23 protein-coding genes, 1 pseudogene and 1 riboswitch are annotated in these 20998 nt (G+C 35.8%); of the genes and pseudogenes, 3 read left to right on the forward strand and 21 right to left on the reverse strand.

The features are described from left to right. Positions 1-125 precede the first annotated feature (125 nt). From argF to metG, 11 genes and pseudogenes are all read right to left on the reverse strand, one after another. Complete coding sequence (argF, locus tag IAE51_RS02645; protein WP_012897474.1) at positions 126-1127, reverse strand: ornithine carbamoyltransferase; 1002 nt, start codon at positions 1125-1127, stop codon at positions 126-128. A 27-nt stretch (positions 1128-1154) separates the two neighbouring features. Next, positions 1155-2006 (reverse strand): acetylglutamate kinase, encoded by an 852-nt coding sequence (argB, locus tag IAE51_RS02650; RefSeq protein WP_011835542.1) that lies wholly within the window; start codon positions 2004-2006, stop codon positions 1155-1157. Further along, a complete protein-coding gene (locus IAE51_RS02655; RefSeq protein ID WP_200094678.1) occupies positions 2003-3136 on the reverse strand; it encodes an acetylornithine transaminase in 1134 nt (377 codons plus the stop codon). The genes argB and IAE51_RS02655 overlap by 4 nt, the downstream gene beginning before the upstream one ends. Positions 3137-3148: 12 nt before the next feature. Next, positions 3149-4339 carry a bifunctional glutamate N-acetyltransferase/amino-acid acetyltransferase ArgJ gene (argJ, locus tag IAE51_RS02660; RefSeq protein ID WP_058212115.1) on the reverse strand — a complete coding sequence of 397 codons (1191 nt, stop codon included), beginning with the start codon at positions 4337-4339 and terminating at the stop codon, positions 3149-3151. Between the two features lie 11 nt (positions 4340-4350). Further along, positions 4351-5373: an N-acetyl-gamma-glutamyl-phosphate reductase gene (argC, locus tag IAE51_RS02665; RefSeq protein WP_058212116.1), complete on the reverse strand. Its 1023-nt coding sequence runs from the start codon at positions 5371-5373 to the stop codon at positions 4351-4353. A gap of 139 nt (positions 5374-5512) precedes the next feature. Continuing rightward, positions 5513-6145 (reverse strand): NAD(P)-dependent oxidoreductase, encoded by a 633-nt coding sequence (locus IAE51_RS02670; protein ID WP_058206147.1) that lies wholly within the window; start codon positions 6143-6145, stop codon positions 5513-5515. A gap of 103 nt (positions 6146-6248) precedes the next feature. After that, entirely contained in the window at positions 6249-6758 is a 510-nt protein-coding gene (locus IAE51_RS02675; RefSeq protein WP_023188848.1) for a QueT transporter family protein, read from the reverse strand. Next, positions 6756-6861, reverse strand: a riboswitch (PreQ1 riboswitch). It overlaps the preceding gene by 3 nt. 300 nt (positions 6862-7161) lie before the next feature. Further along, positions 7162-7893, reverse strand: coding sequence for a 3-oxoacyl-ACP reductase (locus IAE51_RS02680; RefSeq protein WP_109990742.1), 732 nt, complete (start codon positions 7891-7893; stop codon positions 7162-7164). 16 nt (positions 7894-7909) lie between these two features. Then, positions 7910-8149 carry a DUF2829 domain-containing protein gene (locus IAE51_RS02685; RefSeq protein ID WP_011835550.1) on the reverse strand — a complete coding sequence of 80 codons (240 nt, stop codon included), beginning with the start codon at positions 8147-8149 and terminating at the stop codon, positions 7910-7912. 245 nt (positions 8150-8394) lie between these two features. Next, positions 8395-8529, reverse strand: a complete 135-nt coding sequence (locus tag IAE51_RS12335) for a hypothetical protein (RefSeq protein WP_255528840.1) — start codon at positions 8527-8529, stop codon at positions 8395-8397. Between the two features lie 136 nt (positions 8530-8665). Continuing rightward, positions 8666-10663 (reverse strand): annotated as a pseudogene (gene metG, locus IAE51_RS02690) (methionine--tRNA ligase); the annotation flags it as partial. Positions 10664-10835: 172 nt separating this feature from the next. Between metG and IAE51_RS02695 the strand changes: the two are divergent. From IAE51_RS02695 to IAE51_RS02705, 3 genes are all read left to right on the forward strand, one after another. Further along, positions 10836-11693, forward strand: coding sequence for an exodeoxyribonuclease III (locus tag IAE51_RS02695; protein ID WP_021722957.1), 858 nt, complete (start codon positions 10836-10838; stop codon positions 11691-11693). Positions 11694-11775: 82 nt separating this feature from the next. Then, entirely contained in the window at positions 11776-12339 is a 564-nt protein-coding gene (locus IAE51_RS02700) for a GNAT family N-acetyltransferase (RefSeq protein WP_050573391.1), read from the forward strand. Positions 12340-12433: 94 nt separating this feature from the next. After that, a complete protein-coding gene (locus tag IAE51_RS02705; protein ID WP_017864323.1) occupies positions 12434-13177 on the forward strand; it encodes a DeoR/GlpR family DNA-binding transcription regulator in 744 nt (247 codons plus the stop codon). 166 nt (positions 13178-13343) lie between these two features. On the opposite strand, the gene IAE51_RS02710 is transcribed toward IAE51_RS02705, so the two are convergent. From IAE51_RS02710 to accD, 10 genes are all read right to left on the reverse strand, one after another. After that, on the reverse strand, positions 13344-13694 hold the full coding sequence (locus IAE51_RS02710; protein WP_003132532.1) for an arsenate reductase family protein: 351 nt from the start codon (positions 13692-13694) through the stop codon (positions 13344-13346). A 75-nt stretch (positions 13695-13769) separates the two neighbouring features. Then, a complete protein-coding gene (locus tag IAE51_RS02715; RefSeq protein WP_011835555.1) occupies positions 13770-14024 on the reverse strand; it encodes a metal-sensitive transcriptional regulator in 255 nt (84 codons plus the stop codon). A 26-nt stretch (positions 14025-14050) separates the two neighbouring features. Continuing rightward, positions 14051-15694 (reverse strand): FAD-dependent oxidoreductase, encoded by a 1644-nt coding sequence (locus IAE51_RS02720; protein ID WP_200094680.1) that lies wholly within the window; start codon positions 15692-15694, stop codon positions 14051-14053. Next, positions 15691-15999 (reverse strand): rhodanese-like domain-containing protein, encoded by a 309-nt coding sequence (locus tag IAE51_RS02725; RefSeq protein ID WP_200094682.1) that lies wholly within the window; start codon positions 15997-15999, stop codon positions 15691-15693. The genes IAE51_RS02720 and IAE51_RS02725 overlap by 4 nt, the downstream gene beginning before the upstream one ends. A 10-nt stretch (positions 16000-16009) precedes the next feature. Continuing rightward, positions 16010-16312, reverse strand: a complete 303-nt coding sequence (locus tag IAE51_RS02730; protein ID WP_003132525.1) for a rhodanese-like domain-containing protein — start codon at positions 16310-16312, stop codon at positions 16010-16012. Between the two features lie 132 nt (positions 16313-16444). Then, complete coding sequence (locus IAE51_RS02735; protein WP_003132523.1) at positions 16445-16684, reverse strand: CsbD family protein; 240 nt, start codon at positions 16682-16684, stop codon at positions 16445-16447. Positions 16685-16912: 228 nt separating this feature from the next. Beyond that, positions 16913-17833: a cysteine synthase A gene (cysK, locus tag IAE51_RS02740; protein ID WP_033900350.1), complete on the reverse strand. Its 921-nt coding sequence runs from the start codon at positions 17831-17833 to the stop codon at positions 16913-16915. Between the two features lie 214 nt (positions 17834-18047). Then, on the reverse strand, positions 18048-19190 hold the full coding sequence (locus tag IAE51_RS02745) for a cystathionine gamma-synthase (protein ID WP_200094684.1): 1143 nt from the start codon (positions 19188-19190) through the stop codon (positions 18048-18050). 130 nt (positions 19191-19320) lie between these two features. Then, a complete protein-coding gene (gene accA / locus IAE51_RS02750) occupies positions 19321-20115 on the reverse strand; it encodes an acetyl-CoA carboxylase carboxyl transferase subunit alpha (RefSeq protein ID WP_052062153.1) in 795 nt (264 codons plus the stop codon). Next, complete coding sequence (gene accD / locus IAE51_RS02755) at positions 20108-20974, reverse strand: acetyl-CoA carboxylase, carboxyltransferase subunit beta (RefSeq protein ID WP_003132516.1); 867 nt, start codon at positions 20972-20974, stop codon at positions 20108-20110. The genes accA and accD overlap by 8 nt, the downstream gene beginning before the upstream one ends. Positions 20975-20998 lie beyond the last annotated feature (24 nt).

A 20998-nucleotide genomic window follows, 5' to 3' on the forward strand; every position in this document is an offset into this window, starting at 1 on the left:
TTATTATACCAAAAAAAACCTTTTTTGTATGCCTTTCCCTGTGGAACGGGACTTTTGCGCCATAAAAAAGAGAAAAAACATTAAATCTGGGCTATTCCCCCTTAATTAACGCTTTTTCTCTTTTTTTATATTTTAGGAATAAATAAATCCCCTAAAGTAGCCGCCATGACTGCTTTTATGGTATGCATTCGATTTTCAGCTTGTTCAAAAACGACCGAATTCTTTGAATTAAAAACTTCATCAGTAACCTCTAATTCATTAAGGTTATAATTTTCCTTAATTTCTTTCATCACTTCCGTGTTTAAATCATGAAAGCTGGGTAAACAATGCATAAAAATAAAGTTTTTATTAATAATTTTTTCAACAACTTTTTGATTAATTTGATAGGATTTCAATAATTTAATTCGCTTGGCTGTTTGAGCTTCCTCACCCATACTGACCCAAACATCAGTATAAACAATATCAGCATTTTCAAGTCCATTTAAATCTGTTCGGATACTTATTTTACTGCGACTTTTCATGGCATATTTACGTGCCAGTTTTTGTATTTCTAAAGCGGGTTGCAAGGACTCGGGCGAAATAATTGTGATATTTACGCCTAAAATTGCTCCAGTCACTAATAGAGAATTTGCCACATTATTTCGTCCATCACCAACATAAGCGAGGGTTAAATCTTGTAAATGGCCAAAATGCTCCTTGATTGTCATAAAATCTGCCAGCATCTGTGTCGGATGCCAATCATCAGTCAATCCATTCCAAACGGGTCTACCTGAATCCTTGGCTAGAATTTCCACATCACTTTGCTTAAACCCACGAAACTCAATGCCATCAAACATTGAACCCAAAACTTTCGCCGTATCTGAAATAGATTCTTTTTTGCCCAACTGAATATCATTTGGCCCTAAAAATTCAGGATGTGCTCCCAAATCTACAGCGGCCGTTGTAAAAGCTGCTCTTGTTCTTGTAGATGTTTTTTCAAAAATAAGGGCAATATTTTTATCTAATAAATATTTATGTTGAATATGTTCTTTTTTTAACTTTTTAAGATGAATTGCAAAATCAATCAGATATAACAATTCATCTTTACTAAAATCTATTTCTTTTAAAAAACTTCTTCCTTGAAACATTCTCTCTCCTCTTATTTGCTTAAATTATCAATGATTTATCATTGTCCCTTGCCCTTTGTCAGTAAATAATTCCAATAACAAGGCGTGCGGAACACGGCCATCTAATAAAACAGCCTGACCCAATCCTTCAAACATGGCATATTTAATGGCTTCAATCTTTGGAATCATTCCGTCAGTGATTTTTTTCTCTTTGACTAACTTTTCTAGATTGGTCAGATTGATTTCATCAATAAATGACTCCTCGTCAGGAAAATTGCCATATAAGCCACGAACATCGCTTAATAAAATAAATTGTTCAGCACTCAATGCACCGGCAATTCGACTGGCTGCGGTATCAGCATTAACATTATAAATTTCACCATCAAGACCAATGCCAGCCGAAGCAATGACGGGAACAGCATCCGTTTGATTGATACGCTCAATGATCTCCGGATGAATCGCTGTAATTTCTCCAACATAGCCTAAATCTTCAGAAATAGGTTTGGCTTCTATCAATTTACCATCAATTCCTGAAACGCCAATCGCATTGCCACCTAAACGAATGATATCTTGAACCAAACTTTTATTTACTTTTCCAGCTAAAGCTGTCAGTGCTAATTGAGCTGTTTTCTTATCTGTCACGCGCAAACCTTGAACAAATTGGCTTTTTTGCTCATATTTTTCAAGTAATTCACCAATCGCAGGTCCACCGCCATGAACCAAAACTACTTTAATTCCCACCGTTTTAAGTAATAAAATATCTTTTAGAATACTTTCTTTCACTTTTTCATCAATCATCGCATTGCCACCATATTTAATGACAACCGTTTGGTCACGATATTTCAGAAAATATTTGAGACTTTCGGTCAAAGTCTGAGCTGTGTTTTGTGAATCTCTCATAAAATTTTCTCCAATAGCTCTGCTCCTTTTTGCAGTTCTTCTTTCGTCATGACAAGCGGTGGGAGTAAGCGAATGACATCATGACCAGCTGACAAGGCTAAGAGACCATTTTCACGCAGTAAAGCAAGAACTTCTGGAACTTTTTTCTCGTCAGTTAATTGAATTCCAATCATCAATCCCAAACCTCTGATGGACTTAACCGTCGCTTTTACTGACAGATTTTCTGTCAGTAATTTTAAGAAAAAAATGCCTTTGACAGTCACTTTTTCTAAAAACTCACTGTCAATTTCTTTTAAAACTTCATTAGCCGAAGCCATGGCTAAAGGATTCCCACCAAATGTTGAGCCATGCTTTCCTGCTGAAAAATAACTGGCATATTTATTCTTAGCGAGCATCGCACCTGTAGGAATCCCATTCGCCAATGCTTTTGCCAAAGTAAAAATATCCGGCTCAAAATCAAAATGTTCAAAAGCAAATAATTTTCCAGTTCGACCAATTCCAGTTTGAACTTCATCAATAATCAGTAAAATTCCTTTTTGCTGACAAGTTTTTAGAGCTTCAGCAAAATCTGGAGAAATTGGTAAAACGCCACCCTCACCCTGAATAATTTCAAAAATAATCGCGCCAATTTTTTCTTTTTCAAGGATTTGCTCAAGTGCTACCACATCATTAAAAGGACTAGCCACAAAATTTGGTAATAAAGGCGAAAATCCTGCTTGGATTTTTTCTTGCATGGTTGCACTCATAGCACCAAAAGTACGACCATGAAAGCCATCTGTAAACGCCAAAATTTTCTGATCTTTTTTGATGAGATGAGTTAATTTTAAAGCTGCTTCATTAGCTTCAGTCCCAGAATTACAAAAAAAAGCTTTATAAGAATGATTCTGACTTAACTTTTCAGCCACATCTTCTTGCAAAGGATTTTGATAAAGATTTGAAAGATGAGACAGGCTGTCTAATTGAGCTTTCACCGCCACTTTTCCCTTTTCAAAACTATATCCTAAATTCATGACCCCAATCCCACTTGTGAAATCTAAATACTTATTTCCCCTGTCATCAAATAAATATTGATTTTCTCCTTTGATTAAGCTAAACGGTAGGCGACCATAATTTTCAAATAAATTTGTCATTTTTTCTCCTTCTTAACTTGTATATAAAGCATTAATTTCGACATATTTATAAGTCAAATCACAGCCCCAAGCCTGACCCAAGCCACTTCCAGCATTCAAGTCAGCAATAATTTCAATTTTATCTTCTTTTAATTTCTCAGAAAGAAAAGCTGCATCAAAGTCAACTGGTGTTGAATGATAAAGCACAAGTTCATCTTGGAGTTTTAATTCAATATCAGAAACTTCAAAATTAGCCACCTGACCAATTGACGAAATAATCCGCCCCCAGTTAGGGTCTGCACCAAAAATTGCCGTTTTAACTAAACTTGAACCCACAATTTTTTTGGCAATAAATCGCGCTGCTAAATTATTTGGCGCTCCTTTGACGGTCACTTCAATCAGTTTAGTTGCACCTTCACCATCAGCGGCGATTTGTTTGGCTAAGGACTGACAAACCTTTGCCAGCATTTCTTTAAACAAAAGATAGTCTGAACTTCCTTCTAAAATTTCATTATTTTTAGCTTGGCCATTTGCCATCAACAAAACAGTATCGTTCGTTGAAGTATCTCCATCCACTGTAATCTGATTAAATGTCGTTTCAATAATTTCTGATAATGTTTTTTGTAGTAAAGCTTGAGCAATTTTTGCATCCGTCGTAATAAAAGCAAGCATGGTTGCCATATTTGGATGAATCATCCCCGATCCCTTACAAACCCCGGCCATATTCACGATTTGACCCCCAATTTCAGCTTCAAAGTTAATTGTTTTAGTTTGGGTATCTGTTGTTAAAATGGCTTTGGCAAAATATGCTGCTGTCCCTTCATTTTTGGATAACTTTGAAATCCCTGTGGCAATTTTTTCCATCGGAAGCTGTACTCCAATGACCCCTGTTGAGCAAACCGCCACTTCCTCAGCTTTGAGTTCAAATTTTTCAGCAAGCAATTTTTGTGTTTTTAAAGCATTTGCATAACCCTGCTCGCCTGTTACTGCATTGGCAACCGCCGAATTACAAATAATGGCCCGTGCTTGTCCTTTTTTGACAATTTGACGGTCAATCAATACTGGCGCTGCACAAACTTTATTGGTTGTAAAAACGCCAGCAATCGCAGCTGGAACTTGACTTAGTATTAACCCTAAATCTAAGTTTTTATATTTTAATTGTGCATGAACAGCATCTGCCAAAAATCCCTTTGGACTTGCAATTGTCCCTTTTATTTCTTTCATTTCTTCCTCTTCTAAAGACTTGGCATAAATTTCAAGCCTAAACTTTCATCGTAGCCAAATAACTGATTAAAATTTTGTACTGCTTGTCCGGCAGCACCTTTCATAAGATTGTCAATCACCGAAACAACTGACAAAACATTTGTCACTGGATTATAAGCTAATCCAATATCGCAAAAATTGGTCCCAATCACATCTGAGAGTTGGGGCATTTGTCGTCGAATTCTGACAAAGTTTTTTGTCGCATAGACCTGTTCATAAGCATTTTTTATCGTTTCAAAATCAAAATCAGCTGCAACTTTTGCATAGCTACTAACAAAAATCCCTCGACTCACAGGAATTAAAGAAGTTGAAAATTGCAAGGCTTGAAAATTTGAATTCCAAATCTTCAATTTTTGAGCAATTTCTGGAATATGTTGATGACTATTGATTTTATACATGGACATATTATCGACAACATTCACAAAATGGCTCGCGTCAGACAGACCTTTTCCGGCTCCAGAAAGTCCTGACTTGGCATCCACAATGATTGAGTCTAAATCAATCATCTTATTTTTAACTAACGGATAAAGTGCAAGTAGTGTGGCTGTTGCATAGCAACCTGGATTCGCGATATAGTTTGCTTTTGCTTGACCAATGTCTGCCAGATTATATTGAGCGCTTAATAAATATTCATTTTTTAAATTTGTATTTTTATACCATTTATTGTATATTTCTAAATCAGCTAATCGAAAATCTCCTGATAAATCAATGACAGGAAAATTATTATCAATAAAAGTTAAAGCTAATTTTTGACTAACACCCGCTGAGGTTGCAAAGAAAACCACATCACATTCTGCCATAATTTCTTCTTCATTAAATTCACTGATAGTCAAGTCAGTCAAGCCTTCAAGTTGCGGAAAGCACTCTGATAATTTTTCTCCATAATGACTTGTTGCATATATTTTTGTTACTTCTACTTCTGGATGATAATAGAAAATTCGGAACAGTTCTAAGCCGCTATAACCTCTAATTCCGACAATTGCTACTTTTTTCATATTTACACACTTCCTATGTATTTTTATACACTATACTACTCTATTTTTTATTTGTCAAGAACTTTATGTATTATTATACTTTTTTAAACAAAAAAAGAGAAAGAAATTAATTTCTTTCTCTTTGATAATTCATTAATTTTTAGTTTTCATAAATTCCGATATGCTCATGTTGATGGCTACCATCTTCAATCATATTAAGCACAGCCTCGGCATAATCAGCATATGAAATTCGACTTTTACCCGCTTTATTATGTTCTAAAACATCGCCGGTAATTGTATAATTATTTGTTTGTGCTCCTTCTGGGTCAAAAAATTCTGCAGGAGAGAAGAAGGTCACATTAAGTTTTGAAGCTTCATAAATCAAGCTTGCTTTTGCCATTTCTAAAAGAGTTGGATAGTAAGGTAAATCGGTTGGTGTCACATCAAGCAAGCGTTTTTCGTGACTTTCATCAAGATAGAGAGAGCTTGCTCCCCCAACAACAATTAAACGACTATCTATATTTTCAAGAAGTTTTATCATCACATGGGCTACTTTTGAATAATCTTCCTCATGACCTGCCGGTGCCCGATGCGCTAAAACGATTGCATCGAATCCTGTTAAGTCTTCAGAAGTTAATTCAAAAATATCTTTTTCAAGAATAGTAGTCACTTCAACTTTTAATCGTGCTTTATTTCTAACAATGGCAGTCACTTCATGACCGCGCCCAAATGCTTTTTGAGCGATTAAACTTCCTGCCTTACCAGAAGCAGCAATTACAGCGATTTTTTTCATAAAAAGCTCTCCAATCTCTTATTTATTTTAATTATAACAAATTAAGTAATTCTGACTTCTAAAAATGGTTCAAAAAAAACAGCCTGAGCTGCTTTTCATTTATTTAACGACTCAAATCAACTCTTTTACCTAATTTATCCATGACAAATGCCCCGATAAATAAGCTGGCAAATTCACCTAGAGCTAATGTCCCCCAGGTCAGCAAAAATGGTGTTCCTGCGACAAATTTTAATTCAAGAGCAATGGTGAACATACTTATCGAAAAGAAAATTGCAAAAAAGAAAAATGCTTTATTTAACTGACCATTCCAAAAATAATCTTTTTTAAAGCGGTCAAACAAAAGGACACCAAGACTTAAGAATACTAAAGTTGACAAACCACCGACAATCACATCTACCCAAGTGAAAGATAAAAAGTTTGAAATCATACAACCAATTGTCACCGCAATAATATATTTTTTATTGAAGAAGGCTGTAAAATTCAACATTTCTGACACTCGAAATTGAATAGGTCCGTAAGAAATTGCGCTCAAACCTGGTGTCATCGTTAGAATAACATACAGGGCCGCAACAATTGCGATTGTAACAATATCATAAGTTTTTGATTTTTTCAAAAGGTTCTCCTTTGGCGACAAAATTCGCCTATAATATGCTTGAGCAAAGGGATGAAGGCTCAAGGGTTAACTCACTATTGAGCAACGTTTTTATTTTAGCAGATTTTTTGCGAAATGAAAAGGATTGACAAATATTTGCTTTCATCTAATTATTATTGGGGAATTATTTTCACTAACGAAGGAATCATTCTTTGTACTCGATAGAAATTCTAACAGGAGCATCGGAATATCCTGCCAACAAAAAAGCAAAAAAATTACTGACAGAAATTTTTTCACAGAAAACAAGCAATTGAACAACTTGTCAGTAAAATCAACAAGTCTGTCAGTACTTTTGTAGTTAATACAGACTTTCCCACAATAAATAAAAGACTTACCAACATGCTGATAAGTCTTTCAATATCTTTTATTTGATTGTCCAGCCACCATCAATCGGGACAATTGCTCCCGACATATAAGAGGCTTGTGGACTTGCTAGAAAGAGGGTCAAATCAGCCACTTCGCGAGGACTAGCCCATCGTTTAGCTGGTGTCTCATCGGCTACCCATTGGGCCATCTGACCATTATTTTCAGTAAAATCAGCCGCATTCATCGGTGTATTGATGGCACCTGGAGCAATGGCTGCTACTTGAATCCCGTGTTGTGCTTCATCCAAAGCTAACTGTTTTGTCAACCCAACAATGGCATGTTTACTGGCCGTATAAGCGACGCCACCACCACCGGCAATCAAGCCAGCAACCGAAGCCATATTGATAATTACTCCTGATTTTTGAGCTTTCATTTTTGGCAAGAATGCTGAAATCATCAAATACATCGAATTGAGATTCGTTGATAAAATTCGTTGCCATTCTGCAAAGTCAGTTTCTTCCAAAGTTTTATAAGCATCCAAAACGCCCGCTGTATTGAGTAAAACATCAATACTTCCCACTTCGTCAGCTAATTTTTCAACTGATTGAGCATCGGAAACATCAAGAATTTTTACTGACAGTTTTTTTGAATTAATGATAGATTCGTCAGTAAATTCTTGTAAGTCCACAGCAACAACCTCTGCGCCTTCGGCTAAAAATACTTTTGTTTGAGCCAAGCCAATACCACTGGCAGCACCTGTAATTAGCACTTTTTTCCCAGAAAATTTCATTTTGTAGCCTATCTATCTATTCAACCAAGGCCCAATCATCGGCCAAAACGTCGCAAGGCGTTGGGGCCCACATTGAAAAACCTTCACCCTCTCCCGAGACATTAATCAAGAAATAAGGGGTAACTTCCAACTTCTCACCAGATTCTAAAACAATCGAATCATAGAGTTTAACATAATTTTCGGCACCAGACCAGCCTTGTGTTCTGACTACTTTTTTCCCAGCTTTAAGTAAAGCTAATGCTTCTTCAAAAGTCATTTTTTCCTCCATATTGTTTAAAACATACTGAATTTATTATAACAAAGTTCGAGAGGTTTTTGATAAATGAAAACCAGTTTTAACTATCCGATAGATTCAACTAATAAATAGTCCTCAAAAATTATACGCTATTTGTTCCCTTTAAAATTTTGTGCTATAATAAGTTCAACAAAGTGCAACACGCGAAAAAAACGGTCTGCTCTAACAGACCGCGTGTTCAAACTTGGTTATGGTGGGACTAATTGCTAATTGCGATTAGTTTTTTTAATTTCAAGCCAGAGCCTGACTAGATTAATTACGAAGTTCAAAACTTCGATAATCATCCCAAGTTCCGCTAGCACGAAATCCTCTCCATAACCAAGGAAACACTTTGTCTTCATAGGCACCTTCTCCATCTAGAATTTGTCAGGGCGCATGAAACCAAGTGAACACTAAGAGCTTTCTCTCCTGATATACTATACGTAAAAAAACGTGAAAGATAACAAATCTTTCACATTTTTTATTGTCTAATTAATTTTACCCAATCAATGAACCAGCAGGAACATCATCATCAACGGTCAAGACACGCAATTTTCCATCAAATTCGGCTGACAAAATCATTCCTTGTGAAACGTATTTTTTCATCATTTTACGTGGTTTCAAATTGGCTACGATTTGTAATTTTTTACCTACTAATTCTTGTTCATTTGGATAGAATTGTGCAATTCCTGACAAGATTTGACGTGGTTCAGAATCACCAGCATCCAATTTAAATCTCAACAATTTATCAGAACCTTCAACAGGTTCTACTTCAAGCACTTCGGCAACTTTTAGTTCAATTTTTTCAAAATCATCAAATTTAATTTGTGGTAAAGTTAAATTCAATTCAACTTCTTCAGGGACCCACTCTTTTTCTGGCAATACGCCACCAGCCATTTGTAATTTAATATAAGCAACCTCTTCTTCCACATCAAGACGTGGGAAAATAGGTTGACCTTTTGCTACTACAGGATGAGTAAATGAATAGCCAAAAGAAAGATTTTCAAGTGAAAATGATCTTTCATCCATTCCCAATTGCTCAAAGATTTTACCTGATGTTGCACGCATAAATGGTTGTAAAAGTGCACCTGCAATCCGTAAATTTTCTGCCAAATGATACAAAACATTATTCAATTTTGCTTTGTCGTCTTCTGATTTTGCAAGGACCCAAGGTGCTGTTTCATCAATATATTTATTTGTTCTTGAAATCAATGTCCAAACATCAGCCAAAGCTACGTTGAATTCAAATTTATCCATTGCTTTATGGAAATGACTGATTGTTTCTTCAACCACTTCTTCCAAACTTGCATCAAATTCAGTCGAAACTCCAGTTGCTTCGATTTTTCCGTCATTATATTTGTTAATCATTGAAACAGTACGATTCAACAAATTCCCCAAATCATTGGCCAAATCAAAATTAATACGTCCAACAAAGTCTTCTGGAGTGAAAATTCCATCTTGTCCAAAAGAAATCGCACGCATCAAATAATAACGAACCGCATCAAGGCCATAACGTTCAATCAACATCTCAGGATAAACAACATTTCCTTTTGATTTAGACATTTTTCCGTCTTTCATCAAGAGCCATCCATGAGCGAAAACTTGTTTTGGTGGTTCAATTCCTAATGCTTTACAGAAAATTGGCCAATAAATCGTGTGGAAACGAACAATTTCTTTTCCGACCATATTTACCCCAGGCCAGAATTTTTTATAAAGTGAGTCGTCATCACCATAAAATCCTAGAGCTGTCACGTAGTTAAAGAGCGCATCCAACCAAACATAAACCACATGTTTTGGATTTGATTTTACTGGAATACCCCAAGTGAAAGTTGTCCGAGAAACTGCCAAATCTTCCAATCCTGGTTTGATGAAATTATTAATCATTTCATTTTTACGAATTGCCGGCTCAATAAATGTAGGGTTAGCTTCATAAAACTCAAGAAGCCAATCTGCATATTTGCCCATACGGAAGAAATAAGATTCTTCTTCAACCCATTCCACTTCATGACCAGAGGGAGCAATCCCACCAGTCACATTACCCGCTTCATCTTTAAAAACTTCTTCCAATTGTGTTTCAGTGAAAAATTCTTCATCAGAAACAGAATACCAACCCGCATATTTACCCAAGTAAATATCATCTTGTTCAAGTAATTTTTCAAAGATTTTTTGAACGGCTTCTTCATGATAAGTGTCTGTAGTACGGATAAATTTATCATAAGAAATATCCAATTTTTTCCATAATTCTTGAACATCAGCCGCCATTGGGTCCAAGTATTCTTTAGGAGTCATTCCCAATTCTTCGGCTTTTCGTTGAATTTTCATTCCGTGTTCATCAAGCCCTGTTAAATAAAAAGTATCATAGCCCATCAAACGTTTGTAACGAGCAAGCACGTCGCAAGCAATAGTTGTGTAAGAACTACCAAGGTGCAACTTACCTGATGGATAATAAATTGGGGTTGTAATGTAAAAAGTTTTGTTTTCTGTCATATTTTCCTCTTTCCGAGCAAATGAGGCTCGATATTTGAGAAGATTCTCATCTAAATATTATACCAAAAAACCTCTAAAATCGCATTGTCTGATTAAGTTTGTTATAATTATCATAGAAAAGTTAAGAATTCCTTTAAGTCACAGCTCTTTGGAAATTCTTTTAAAAAATAAAGGAACGATTATGAACTATAAATTTATCTCATGGAATATTGACTCACTCAATGCTGCATTGACTGGAACCTCAGAACGTGCTGCCCTTTCTCTTGCTGTTGTTAAAAATCTCGCTCAAGCACAACCAGACGTTTTAGCCATTCAAGAAACCAAACTTCCTTCTACTGGCCCTAAAAAAGCTCATTTGGAAGTTTTGGAAGAACTGTTTAAAGGTTATAAAATCGTCTGGCGTTCATCAGTAGAACCTGCTCGAAAAGGATATTCTGGAACAATGATTCTTTATAAAGAAACTCTACCAGAACCAGTCATCACTTTTCCTGAAATTGATGCTCCTGAACCTATGGATGCCGAAGGTCGAATCATCACCCTTGAATTTCCTGATTTCTTTGTCACTACGGTTTATACACCAAATGCGCAAGAAGGCCTGACACGACTTGATTTACGTGGAATTTGGGATGATAACTATCGTAACTATCTCACAAGCCTTGATGCTCAAAAACCTGTCTTTGCTTGTGGAGATTTCAATGCGGCCTATACAGAAATTGACTTAGCCAATCCCCGTGGTAATCACAACTCAGCTGGATTTACTGACCAAGAACGTGAAAAATTTGGTCAACTTTTAGAGGCTGGATTCACTGATACCTTTCGTCAACTCCATGGTCAGGTTGAGAAATTTTATGAAGAAGGACGTAGTATTTATACTTGGTTTGCCCAACGTGCAAAAACTTCAAAACTAAATAATTCAGGTTGGAGAATTGACTACTGGCTGGTTTCCAATCGTCTTGCCCAAGCAGTTAAAGTTTCTGAACCCCTTGATTCTGGTGAACGTTTAGACCACGTCCCCATTCTCTTAGAATTTGAACTCTAAAATAAAAGAACCTTAAAGGTTCTTTTTTATTGTCAATAAAACAAATAGAGACTATAATTGAGTAAAAATAGTTGAGGAGAACATGTTTATGGTTAATATAAATTTAGTTTTAGCAGAGCATCAGACCTTACAAACTGAACGCTTGATTCTTAGAAAATTACAACTTGAGGATGCCCAAGAAATGTTTAACTATGCTTCTAATCCTGAAGTTGCTCGTTTTACTAGCTTTGAACCACATGATTCCATAGAAACAACTAAAGCCACAATTGCCAAGTTTTTTCTGCCTAACAGCCTCTATCATTGGGGGATTGTTGAAAAAACTTCAGGTCAGCTCATTGGTGAAATTTTTCTTAATCCTATCAATAAAAAAACAGTCGAACTGGGTTGGATTTTAAATCAAGACCATTGGGGAAAAGGGATTATGCCAGAAGCTGCTGAATGTCTTTTGGCGCTTTCTTTCGATAAATTAGAAGTTAAAGTTATTCAAGCTAAACATTTTACAGAAAATGCAAAGTCTGGACGGGTCATGGAGAAGTTAGGAATGAAACACTTAGGAAAGGTTTATTCTTACTTTCCTAAGTTTGAAAATCCTCTTCTTACAGACTATTGGGCAATTACTAGAGATGAGTATGACTTACTTCATTGACTTACGAACGAAAGGTTTTCTAATAAAAAGGTTTATTTTTTTAGATTTTTGTGGTAGTCTTAAAATATAAAAAAAGATGACGAAAGGCTACTAAATGTCCCGTTCTGACGAAATCATTCGCATTGTGAGTGATTATAAAAAAATTGAAGTCAATCAACTTTCACAACTCCTTAATGTTTCAAACGTAACGATTAGAAAAGACCTTGATAAACTTGAAGAGAAAGGAATTATTAATCGCCAGCACGGTTTTGCTTTGATTAATAATACAGATGATATCAATTTTCGTTTAGCTAAAAACTATGATTTAAAGCGAAAAATTGCTGTCAAAGCTGCTGAAAATATTCTTGATGGGGATACAGTAATGATTGAATCTGGTTCTACTTGCGCTTTGCTTGCCGAAGAGTTAGCCTTTAATCGAAAAAATGTCACTATCATCACTAACTCTGTTTTTATTGCCAATTATATTCGTAAATCCGACTCGGTAAAGGTAATTTTATTAGGAGGAGAATATCAAAATAATTCACAGGTCAACGTTGGACCTCTGATAAAAAAGGTGGTTGATGAATTTTACGTTGATAAATTATTTATCGGTATTGATGGTTTTGACCCCGTCCGCGGTTTTAGAAGTAATGATCTCGCTCGTAGTGAAGCCATTCATGTCATGGCTGCTGCGGCTAAGGAAGTGATTATTTTAACTGATGCTTCTAAATTCAACCAAAATGGAACTGTCACCTGTTTTTCATTCCCTGAAATTTCCCAAGTTTTCACTGACAAGTCAATCAATGCAGAAAGTCAAAAAATTCTCGATTTGAAAAAAATAAAGGTTACTACTATCTAATTAAAAATGGACAATGTCCATTTTTTTATTGACAGATTTTCTAAAATATGATATATTTTCTTCATAAGAAAGAATTATACTTTCGTTTGAAAGTTTTGCTTTTTTTGGAATCTCCTAAGATTTAAATATTATTACATAAAAAAATGAGTCTAACCAACTCATTTTTTTATATTTTTTCATAAGATGATTCTTTAAAACCAATCTGTTGAACTTGACCATTTTTCACTAGTAATGGACGTTTGATAAGCATTCCATTTGACGAAAGAAGTTCTGCCATTTCTTTTTCAGATAATGTTGCTAACTTATCTTTAAGATTTAAGTCACGATAAACTAAACCACTTGTATTGAAAAACTTTTTGATGGGAAAATCTGCTTCTTTAAACCATTTCTCAAAGTTTTTTTGACTCGGTGGGGTTTCCTTCAAATCAATCGCTTGATAATCTATTCCAAGTTCATCTAACTTTGCTTTAGCTTTTCTACAAGTTGAACACTTTGGATACCAATAAAAATCGTACATCTTATCCTCCTTATGCTTTAATTTTATTATAGCATATTAAAAAGGGATTTTTTGGTCCAATTTTCTATGAAAAATCTATTTTTTAATGATTAATTTTATAGCTTGTTCGAGTTTTTCTTCCTTGTCAGTCACTTCTTTATCCAGTAAAAGTTCTTTGAGATTCTCAGCTACGATTAGACCAATCAGGCTATCTAAGCTAGAGCGAACAGCAGTTAATTGAGTCACAACATCAATACATTCCTCTCCAGATTCCATCATCTTAAGTATTCCTGTGAGTTGTCCTGTCGCTCGTTTCAAGCGATTTTCCATTTTTTTGTCATATTTTTTCATCAGTCATCCTTTTCTTGTTTCGCTCCCTAATCAAGTAATTCCTTGGTAACTTTGCTGTATAATCCAAAGGCACCATCCAAATTTTTCACTTTGTAGCCCTCTTGTTTTAGAATACGTTCTGCATTGTAAGAGCGAAGTCCTGACTGGCAGCTAACAATATATTCAGTCTTTTTATCGAGTTCATTTAGCCGCTCACGTAAGTCATCAAGCGGAATATTTTGAGAATTTTTAAATTTCCCTTTTGCCAACTCATTTGGATTTCTCACATCAAGTAAGACTTTCCCTTTTGCTAATTCAGCCGCAAGTTCATGCCACTGAATATTTTCTGATTGCCCCAAGAGAAGGTTTATTGCGGCATAGCCAGCCATATTTACTGGGTCCTTGGCTGAACCAAAAGGAGGGGCATAGGTCAATTCCAATTCTGGTAAATCAAAAATGGTTAGTTTTGCTTTGATAGCCGTAGATAAAATATCAATTCTTTTATCTACTCCTTCTTTACCAATTGCTTGCGCACCAAATATTTGTCCACTTTCTGGTTCAAAAATTAATTTCAAAACAATAGAAGTTGCATCTGGATAATATCCCGCGTGATTATTTGCTGTGACATGAACAATTTTATGATTAATCTTTAAACCTCTAAGCTGAAACTCAGAAAGGCCTGTACTTGCCACTTGCAAATCAAAAACACGGACAATGGCCGTTCCAAGTGAACCGCGATTTTTAACTGGTAATCCACTAATGATATCAGCTACCTGACGCCCTTGACGATTAGCTGGAGAAGCCAATGAAATTAAAGCATCCTGCCCTAATTGATTTTTGACAACAATGGCATCGCCTACTGCGTAAATATCCTTAACCGATGTTTCATAATGTTCGTCAACAAGAATTGCATTTCTTAGTCCTAATTTGATGCCCGCACTTTTAGCTAGACTCGTTTCTGGCTGAATTCCCACAGAAAGAATCGTTAAATCCGATTGCAGACTTTCACCATTATCTAGCAAAATTTCGTCGTTTTTAAATTCGACAGCTCCTCTATTTGTCATTACTGAAAGATTATTTTTAATTAATTCTTCATTGACAAAAGCTGCCATTTCGCGATCAATGGTTGGTAAAACATGTGGTGCTTTTTCGACGATTGTGACACTTAACCCTCGTTTAGCAAGATTTTCAGCCATTTCTAAGCCGATAAAACCAGCACCAATAATTGTTGCACTTTTAGGAGCTTTCGCTTTCAAATAGGTCATTATTTTATCCACATCAGGAATATTTCGTAAGCTAAAAACATTTGTCGCTTGGTTCAAACCTTTGATTTGTGGAATTAAGGGTTTAGCCCCTGGTGAAAGAATCAATTTATCATAGCTTTCAACATAGCTTTCGCCGTTTGAAACTACAGTCACTTTCTTTCCTTCACTATCAATCGCAATAACTTCAGAATTTTCGCGCACCTCTAGGTTAAAACGGTTTTTTAGAGCTTTAGCAGATTGAACAATTAACTTTTCTCGCTCTGCAATTTCTCCCCCCACATAGTAAGGTAAGCCACAATTGGCAAACGAAACGTAAGGGCCTTTTTCAAAAACGATGATTTCTGCATTTTCGTTAAGACGTCGCAAACGGGTTGCAGCTGACATTCCACCCGCAACTCCGCCAACAATTAATATTTTTTCTGTCATTTTTTAATTTTCCCTCTCCAAGCTCGCATTCCTCCATTTACGTTTGTCACATCATAATTAGCTTTGTTTAATATTTTGTAGGCTTTTTTTGACCGCATTCCCGACTGACAAATTAATAAATACTTTTTGTTTTTGGCTAGAACATGTTCTCTCAATTTACTTAAAGGGATATTTCGAGCGCCTTTTATATGTTCATTTTGAAATTCATGAGCTTCTCTTACATCAATTAATTGTGTTCCTTTTTTTAATTCAGTACTTACTTCTGCTGGACTGATACTTTTTATTTTCTTAAATAATTCAAACATCGTTCTCTCTCTAAAGTCTGTCAGTAAATTCTAAGGGGCCATTCCAAGCAATGGTACCGCCTGAAATATTTATAGTATCAATTCCTTTTGTCGAAAGATACTGACAGGCCCTAGCTGAACGAGCACCTGACTGACAGATAAGATAAGTTCCGTCAGTAATTTCTGCATATCTTTCTTCTAGTTGACTCAATGGAATATTTTTGGCATTAGGAACATGACCACTGTTATACTCAAAATCTTCTCTTACATCTACAATTACTGGATTTTCACTTTCTGTCAGTAATTCTAATTCACTTATGTCAATTGTTTGCATTTTTCACCTCTTGATTATTTGATTTGTAATAATTATATACCCCCGAGGGTATATAAGTCAAGTTTAATATTTCCAAATGAAAAAACCTAAGTTTTAAATAACTTAGGTTTTGCTTAATTTTGAGAAATTCAATTATTTCTCGTTTTTATGTTTGACAGAGTCAACCGTATCATTAAATTTTTCTGCAACATCTTCAGCTAGGTCAGAAGCTTTGTCTTTGATATTTTCCAAGCCTTCTTTAGCTTTTCCCATAAGTCCTTCTGTTTTACCTTTAGCTTCTAGTTTTTCATCACCAGTTACTTTACCTGTGGTTTCTTTAACTTTTCCACTTACTTTATCTTTTGTTGCATCAAGTTTGTCATTTAAAGCCATTTTAAATCCTCCTAGTAATTGCGATTTTTTCTTTTATTATCATGAAAGTTTCATAATAATTTGTTAGAAAAACTAAATCAGTTAAATTTGTCAATCATTGACTGACAACCAATAATTTACGATTTCCCCTCCTTTAATCTTCTTAATCTATTCTCATTCTAACATCCGTAGCTCAAAAAGTACAGAAAACTGCTCATAAGACAAAAAAAACTTGGAAAATTCCAAGTTTTAATAATCATAGAGTTCTGTTGAAAGATAGCGCTCACCATTGTCAGCACAAAGTGCGAGAACTTTTTGACCTTTGCCAAGTTTTTTTGCCAATTCATAAGCTGCCCAAATTGCTGCGCCAGAAGATATACCTACTAAAAATCCTTCGCTTTTGCCAATTTTTCGTGCGGTCTCTAAAGCCTCATCACTTGTTACATCAATTACTCCATCATAAGCTTCTGTATCTAAATTTGGTGACATAAATGGAATACCAATTCCTTGAATGCGGTGTGGACCACTCTCACCTCCTGTTAAAATTGGTGATTCTGCCGGTTCGACAACAAAAGTTTTGATTTTAGAATTTTGACTTTTAAGATAGTGAGAAACGCCAGAAATTGTACCCCCAGTGCCTGCACAAGCAACAAATGCGTCCAGGCCATTTTCACCAAATGCTTCAATTATTTCTGGACCAGTCGTTAATTCATGGGCTTTTAAATTAGCTGGATTTTCAAATTGCATTGGCATAAACCAACCATTTTCTTCAACTAATTTTTGACCTAAATCAATGGCAGCTTTGATGCCATCAGCTGCTGGAGTCAAAATCAATTCTGCTCCATAAGCTTGAATAAGCTGACGACGCTCTTTTGAGTAACTATCAGGCATGATAATAACCACATTATAGCCTAAAGCTGCACCAGCCATGGCAAGTCCAATTCCTGTGTTCCCAGAGGTAGGTTCAACAATCGTTCCTCCCTTTTTTAAGCGACCATCTGCTTCGGCTTGCCGAATCATTTGTAAAGCAATCCGGTCTTTAACTGAGCCTCCAGGATTAAAATATTCAAGTTTTAGATAAATTTCTGCTCCATTTTCTGGACCATTTTTTAGTTTGATAATTGGACTATTTCCAACTAATTCAGTAATATTTTCAACAATTTTTACCATAATTAATTCCTAAATTACTGACAGCTTTGTGTCAGTTCAAGTCAACCAAATAAGCGCTTGAGGCGGGAGATAGATGAATTGTATGCACTTCTGTCAGTAAATTACTTTCAATTTCTACTGTCTAATTTTTCTGTCAGTTCAACAGGACCAATGTGAGCTGTTAAAGCGAGGGAGAAAGGAGTCGTAAGCTTTGCTTACAAGTCTGTCAGTAAAATTATTTTTTTTCAAGTGCTTCTTTGATATCTGTCAGTAAATCTTCAATTGCTTCAACCCCTACTGATAGACGAATTAGGCCATCCTTAATCCCAATTTCTTCACGAAGTTCTTTTGGAATAGAAGCATGAGTCATCACTGCTGGCACTTCAATTAAAGATTCAACGCCACCTAGTGATTCAGCCAACGTAAAATAGCTCAAGTTTTCAACAAAATCTTTGACGGCATTTTCATCCGTTAATTCAAATGAAATCATCCCTCCAAAGGCAGACATTTGTTTTTTAGCAATTTCATGCCCCGGATGGCTATTAAGACCTGGATAATAAACTTTTGAGACGGCTTTAGAAGTTTCTAAAAACTCAGCAATTTTTTGAGCATTTGCCGAATGAGCCTCCATCCGAAGCGCAAGTGTTTTAATTCCTCTTTGGATTAACCAGCTGTCTTGTGGTCCAAGAACTGCCCCAATTGAATTTTGTAAAAAGCCAATTTCGCTGGCGAGTTCTTTTGAATTGGTTGTAACTAGTCCTGCCACTACATCTGAATGTCCACCTAAATATTTCGTTGCGGAATGCAAAACAATATCAGCTCCTAAAGCAATTGGTTGTTGTAAATACGGTGTCGCAAAGGTATTATCCACCAGTGTTAAGGCATCATGAGCTTTAGCAATTGCTGAAATTTCCTTAATGTCCAAAACTTTTAATAAAGGATTTGAAGGAGTTTCAAAATAAATAGCTTTCGTTTCTTCTTTAAAAGCCGATTTCAAGTCATCAAGATTACTCAAATCAACTAAATCATAAATAATCCCTGTCTTTGTCAGCACTTTATCCATCAAACGGAAAGTTCCGCCATAAACATCATCAGCTAAAATGATATGATCTCCTGCAGAAAATAGCGAAAGAACCGCATGAATTCCAGCAAGTCCTGAACTAAATGCAAATCCTTGAACACCACCTTCTAAATCTGCAATTAATTCTTCCAAGGCATGACGCGTTGGATTTCCAGAACGTGAATATTCGTATTCTTTAGGTTGTCCAAGTCCGTTTTGTTTATAAGTTGACGTTTGATAAATCGGAACAGATACTGCTCCTGTTGTCTTGTCTGTTGAAATACCACCATGAATTACTTTCGTTTTTATACTTGTCATTGGCCCTTTTCTTTCTATTTTCAATCTAATATAAAGATATCACGAAAGTGTGCCCAGTGCTATAAGATTTTTTTATAGCAGAATTAACTTTTTTTATGTATATAAAAAAACGAAGGACATCCTTCGTTTTTTAATATTTTCTAAATCTTTCGTAGCGTTGTTCTGCCAATTCTATTTCTGTCAGTAATGACAATTCACCAAGTGATTCTGTCAGTTGTCTCTTGAGGTTATCAATCAGATTTTCCTCAGAAATAATAGCATCAACAAGACCCATTTCTAAAAGATGTGGCGCTGTAATTTTCATCAATTCAGCCGCTTCATCACGACGTGAACCATCTTTCCAGAGAATCGTCGCAAAACCTTCTGGAGAAAGTACTGAATAAACAGCATTTTCTAAAATATATACTTTATTGGCAAGTGCAAGAGCTAATGCTCCTCCTGAACCACCTTCACCTGTGATGAAAGCAATAATTGGAACTTTAAGGTCAGACATTTCCAAAAGGTTTCTAGCAATTGCTTCACCTTGTCCACGTTCTTCTGCTTCAATTCCTGGATAAGCACCAGCTGTATTGATAAACGTAATGACTGGACGACCAAATTTTTCAGCTTGCTTCATCAGTCTTAACGCTTTACGATAGCCATTCGGACTTGGTTGTCCAAAATTAGTAGCTAAATTTTCAGCAAGGTTACGTCCTTTTTGAATTCCAATAACGGTCACAGCTTGATTATTGAAGCGAGCAATTCCGCCGACAATCGCTTCATCATCTGTTAACTGACGGTCGCCGTGTAATTCAAAGAAATCAGTGAAAACTTTGTCAATAATATCTCTTGCCGAAATTCTGTCAGCCGCTCGTGCTTCATTAATAATGTCAGCAATATTTTTTTGTGAAACTTCACCTGTCAGTGAATCAATTGTTTCAGACATTTTCCACCTCCGTATGAAGTTCTAAAAGAAGTGCCAATTTTTGACGTAATTCAGTCCGCTTAACAATTGCATCAACAAAACCATGATTCAAAAGAAATTCAGCTTTTTGGAAATCATCAGGTAAAGTTTGACGGACGGTTTGTTCGATGACACGACGTCCAGCAAAACCAATTAAAGATTGGGGTTCAGCTAAAATAATATCTCCCAGACTGGCGAATGAAGCTGTCACTCCTCCAGTTGTTGGGTCAGTTAAAACTGTAATATAAAAAAGCCCTGCATTTGAATGTCGTTTCACAGCAGCCGAAGTTTTGGCCATTTGCATCAATGACATAATTCCTTCTTGCATTCTTGCACCACCTGATGCCGTAAAAACAATAATCGGCAATTTTTCGGTAGTTGCATATTCAAATAAGCGTGTCAATTTTTCACCAACAACAGTTCCCATTGAAGCCATGATAAAAGTCGAATCCATAATTGCCAAAGCCGTTTTTTGCCCTTTAATTGTGGCCGTCCCAGTCATAACTGCCTCATCAAGACCAGTCCGTGCTTTTGTTGCCGCCAATTTTTCAGGATAACCTGGAAAATCCAAGGGATTTTTGCTTTCGATTCCAGTGAACATTTCAACAAAAGAATCTTTGTCAGCAACAATTGCTAACCGTTCTTTGGCTGTAATTCGGAAATTGTAATCACAATTAGGACAAACTTTATTTTTTCCTAAATCTTTTTGATAAATCGTATGTTTACAAGCAGGACATTTGGCAAAAAGTTCATCAGGAACTTCTGGCTGCTCGGCTTGCTTTTCAATAATGGAACGATTTGGATTAATTTTAATGTATTTTTTCTTTTGGAAAAGAGCCATCTTTGCATCCTTTTCTCATTTTTT

Origin of the sequence: Lactococcus sp. S64, from assembly GCF_016516525.1 — a bacterium.
GTDB classification, from domain to species: domain Bacteria; phylum Bacillota; class Bacilli; order Lactobacillales; family Streptococcaceae; genus Lactococcus; species Lactococcus lactis.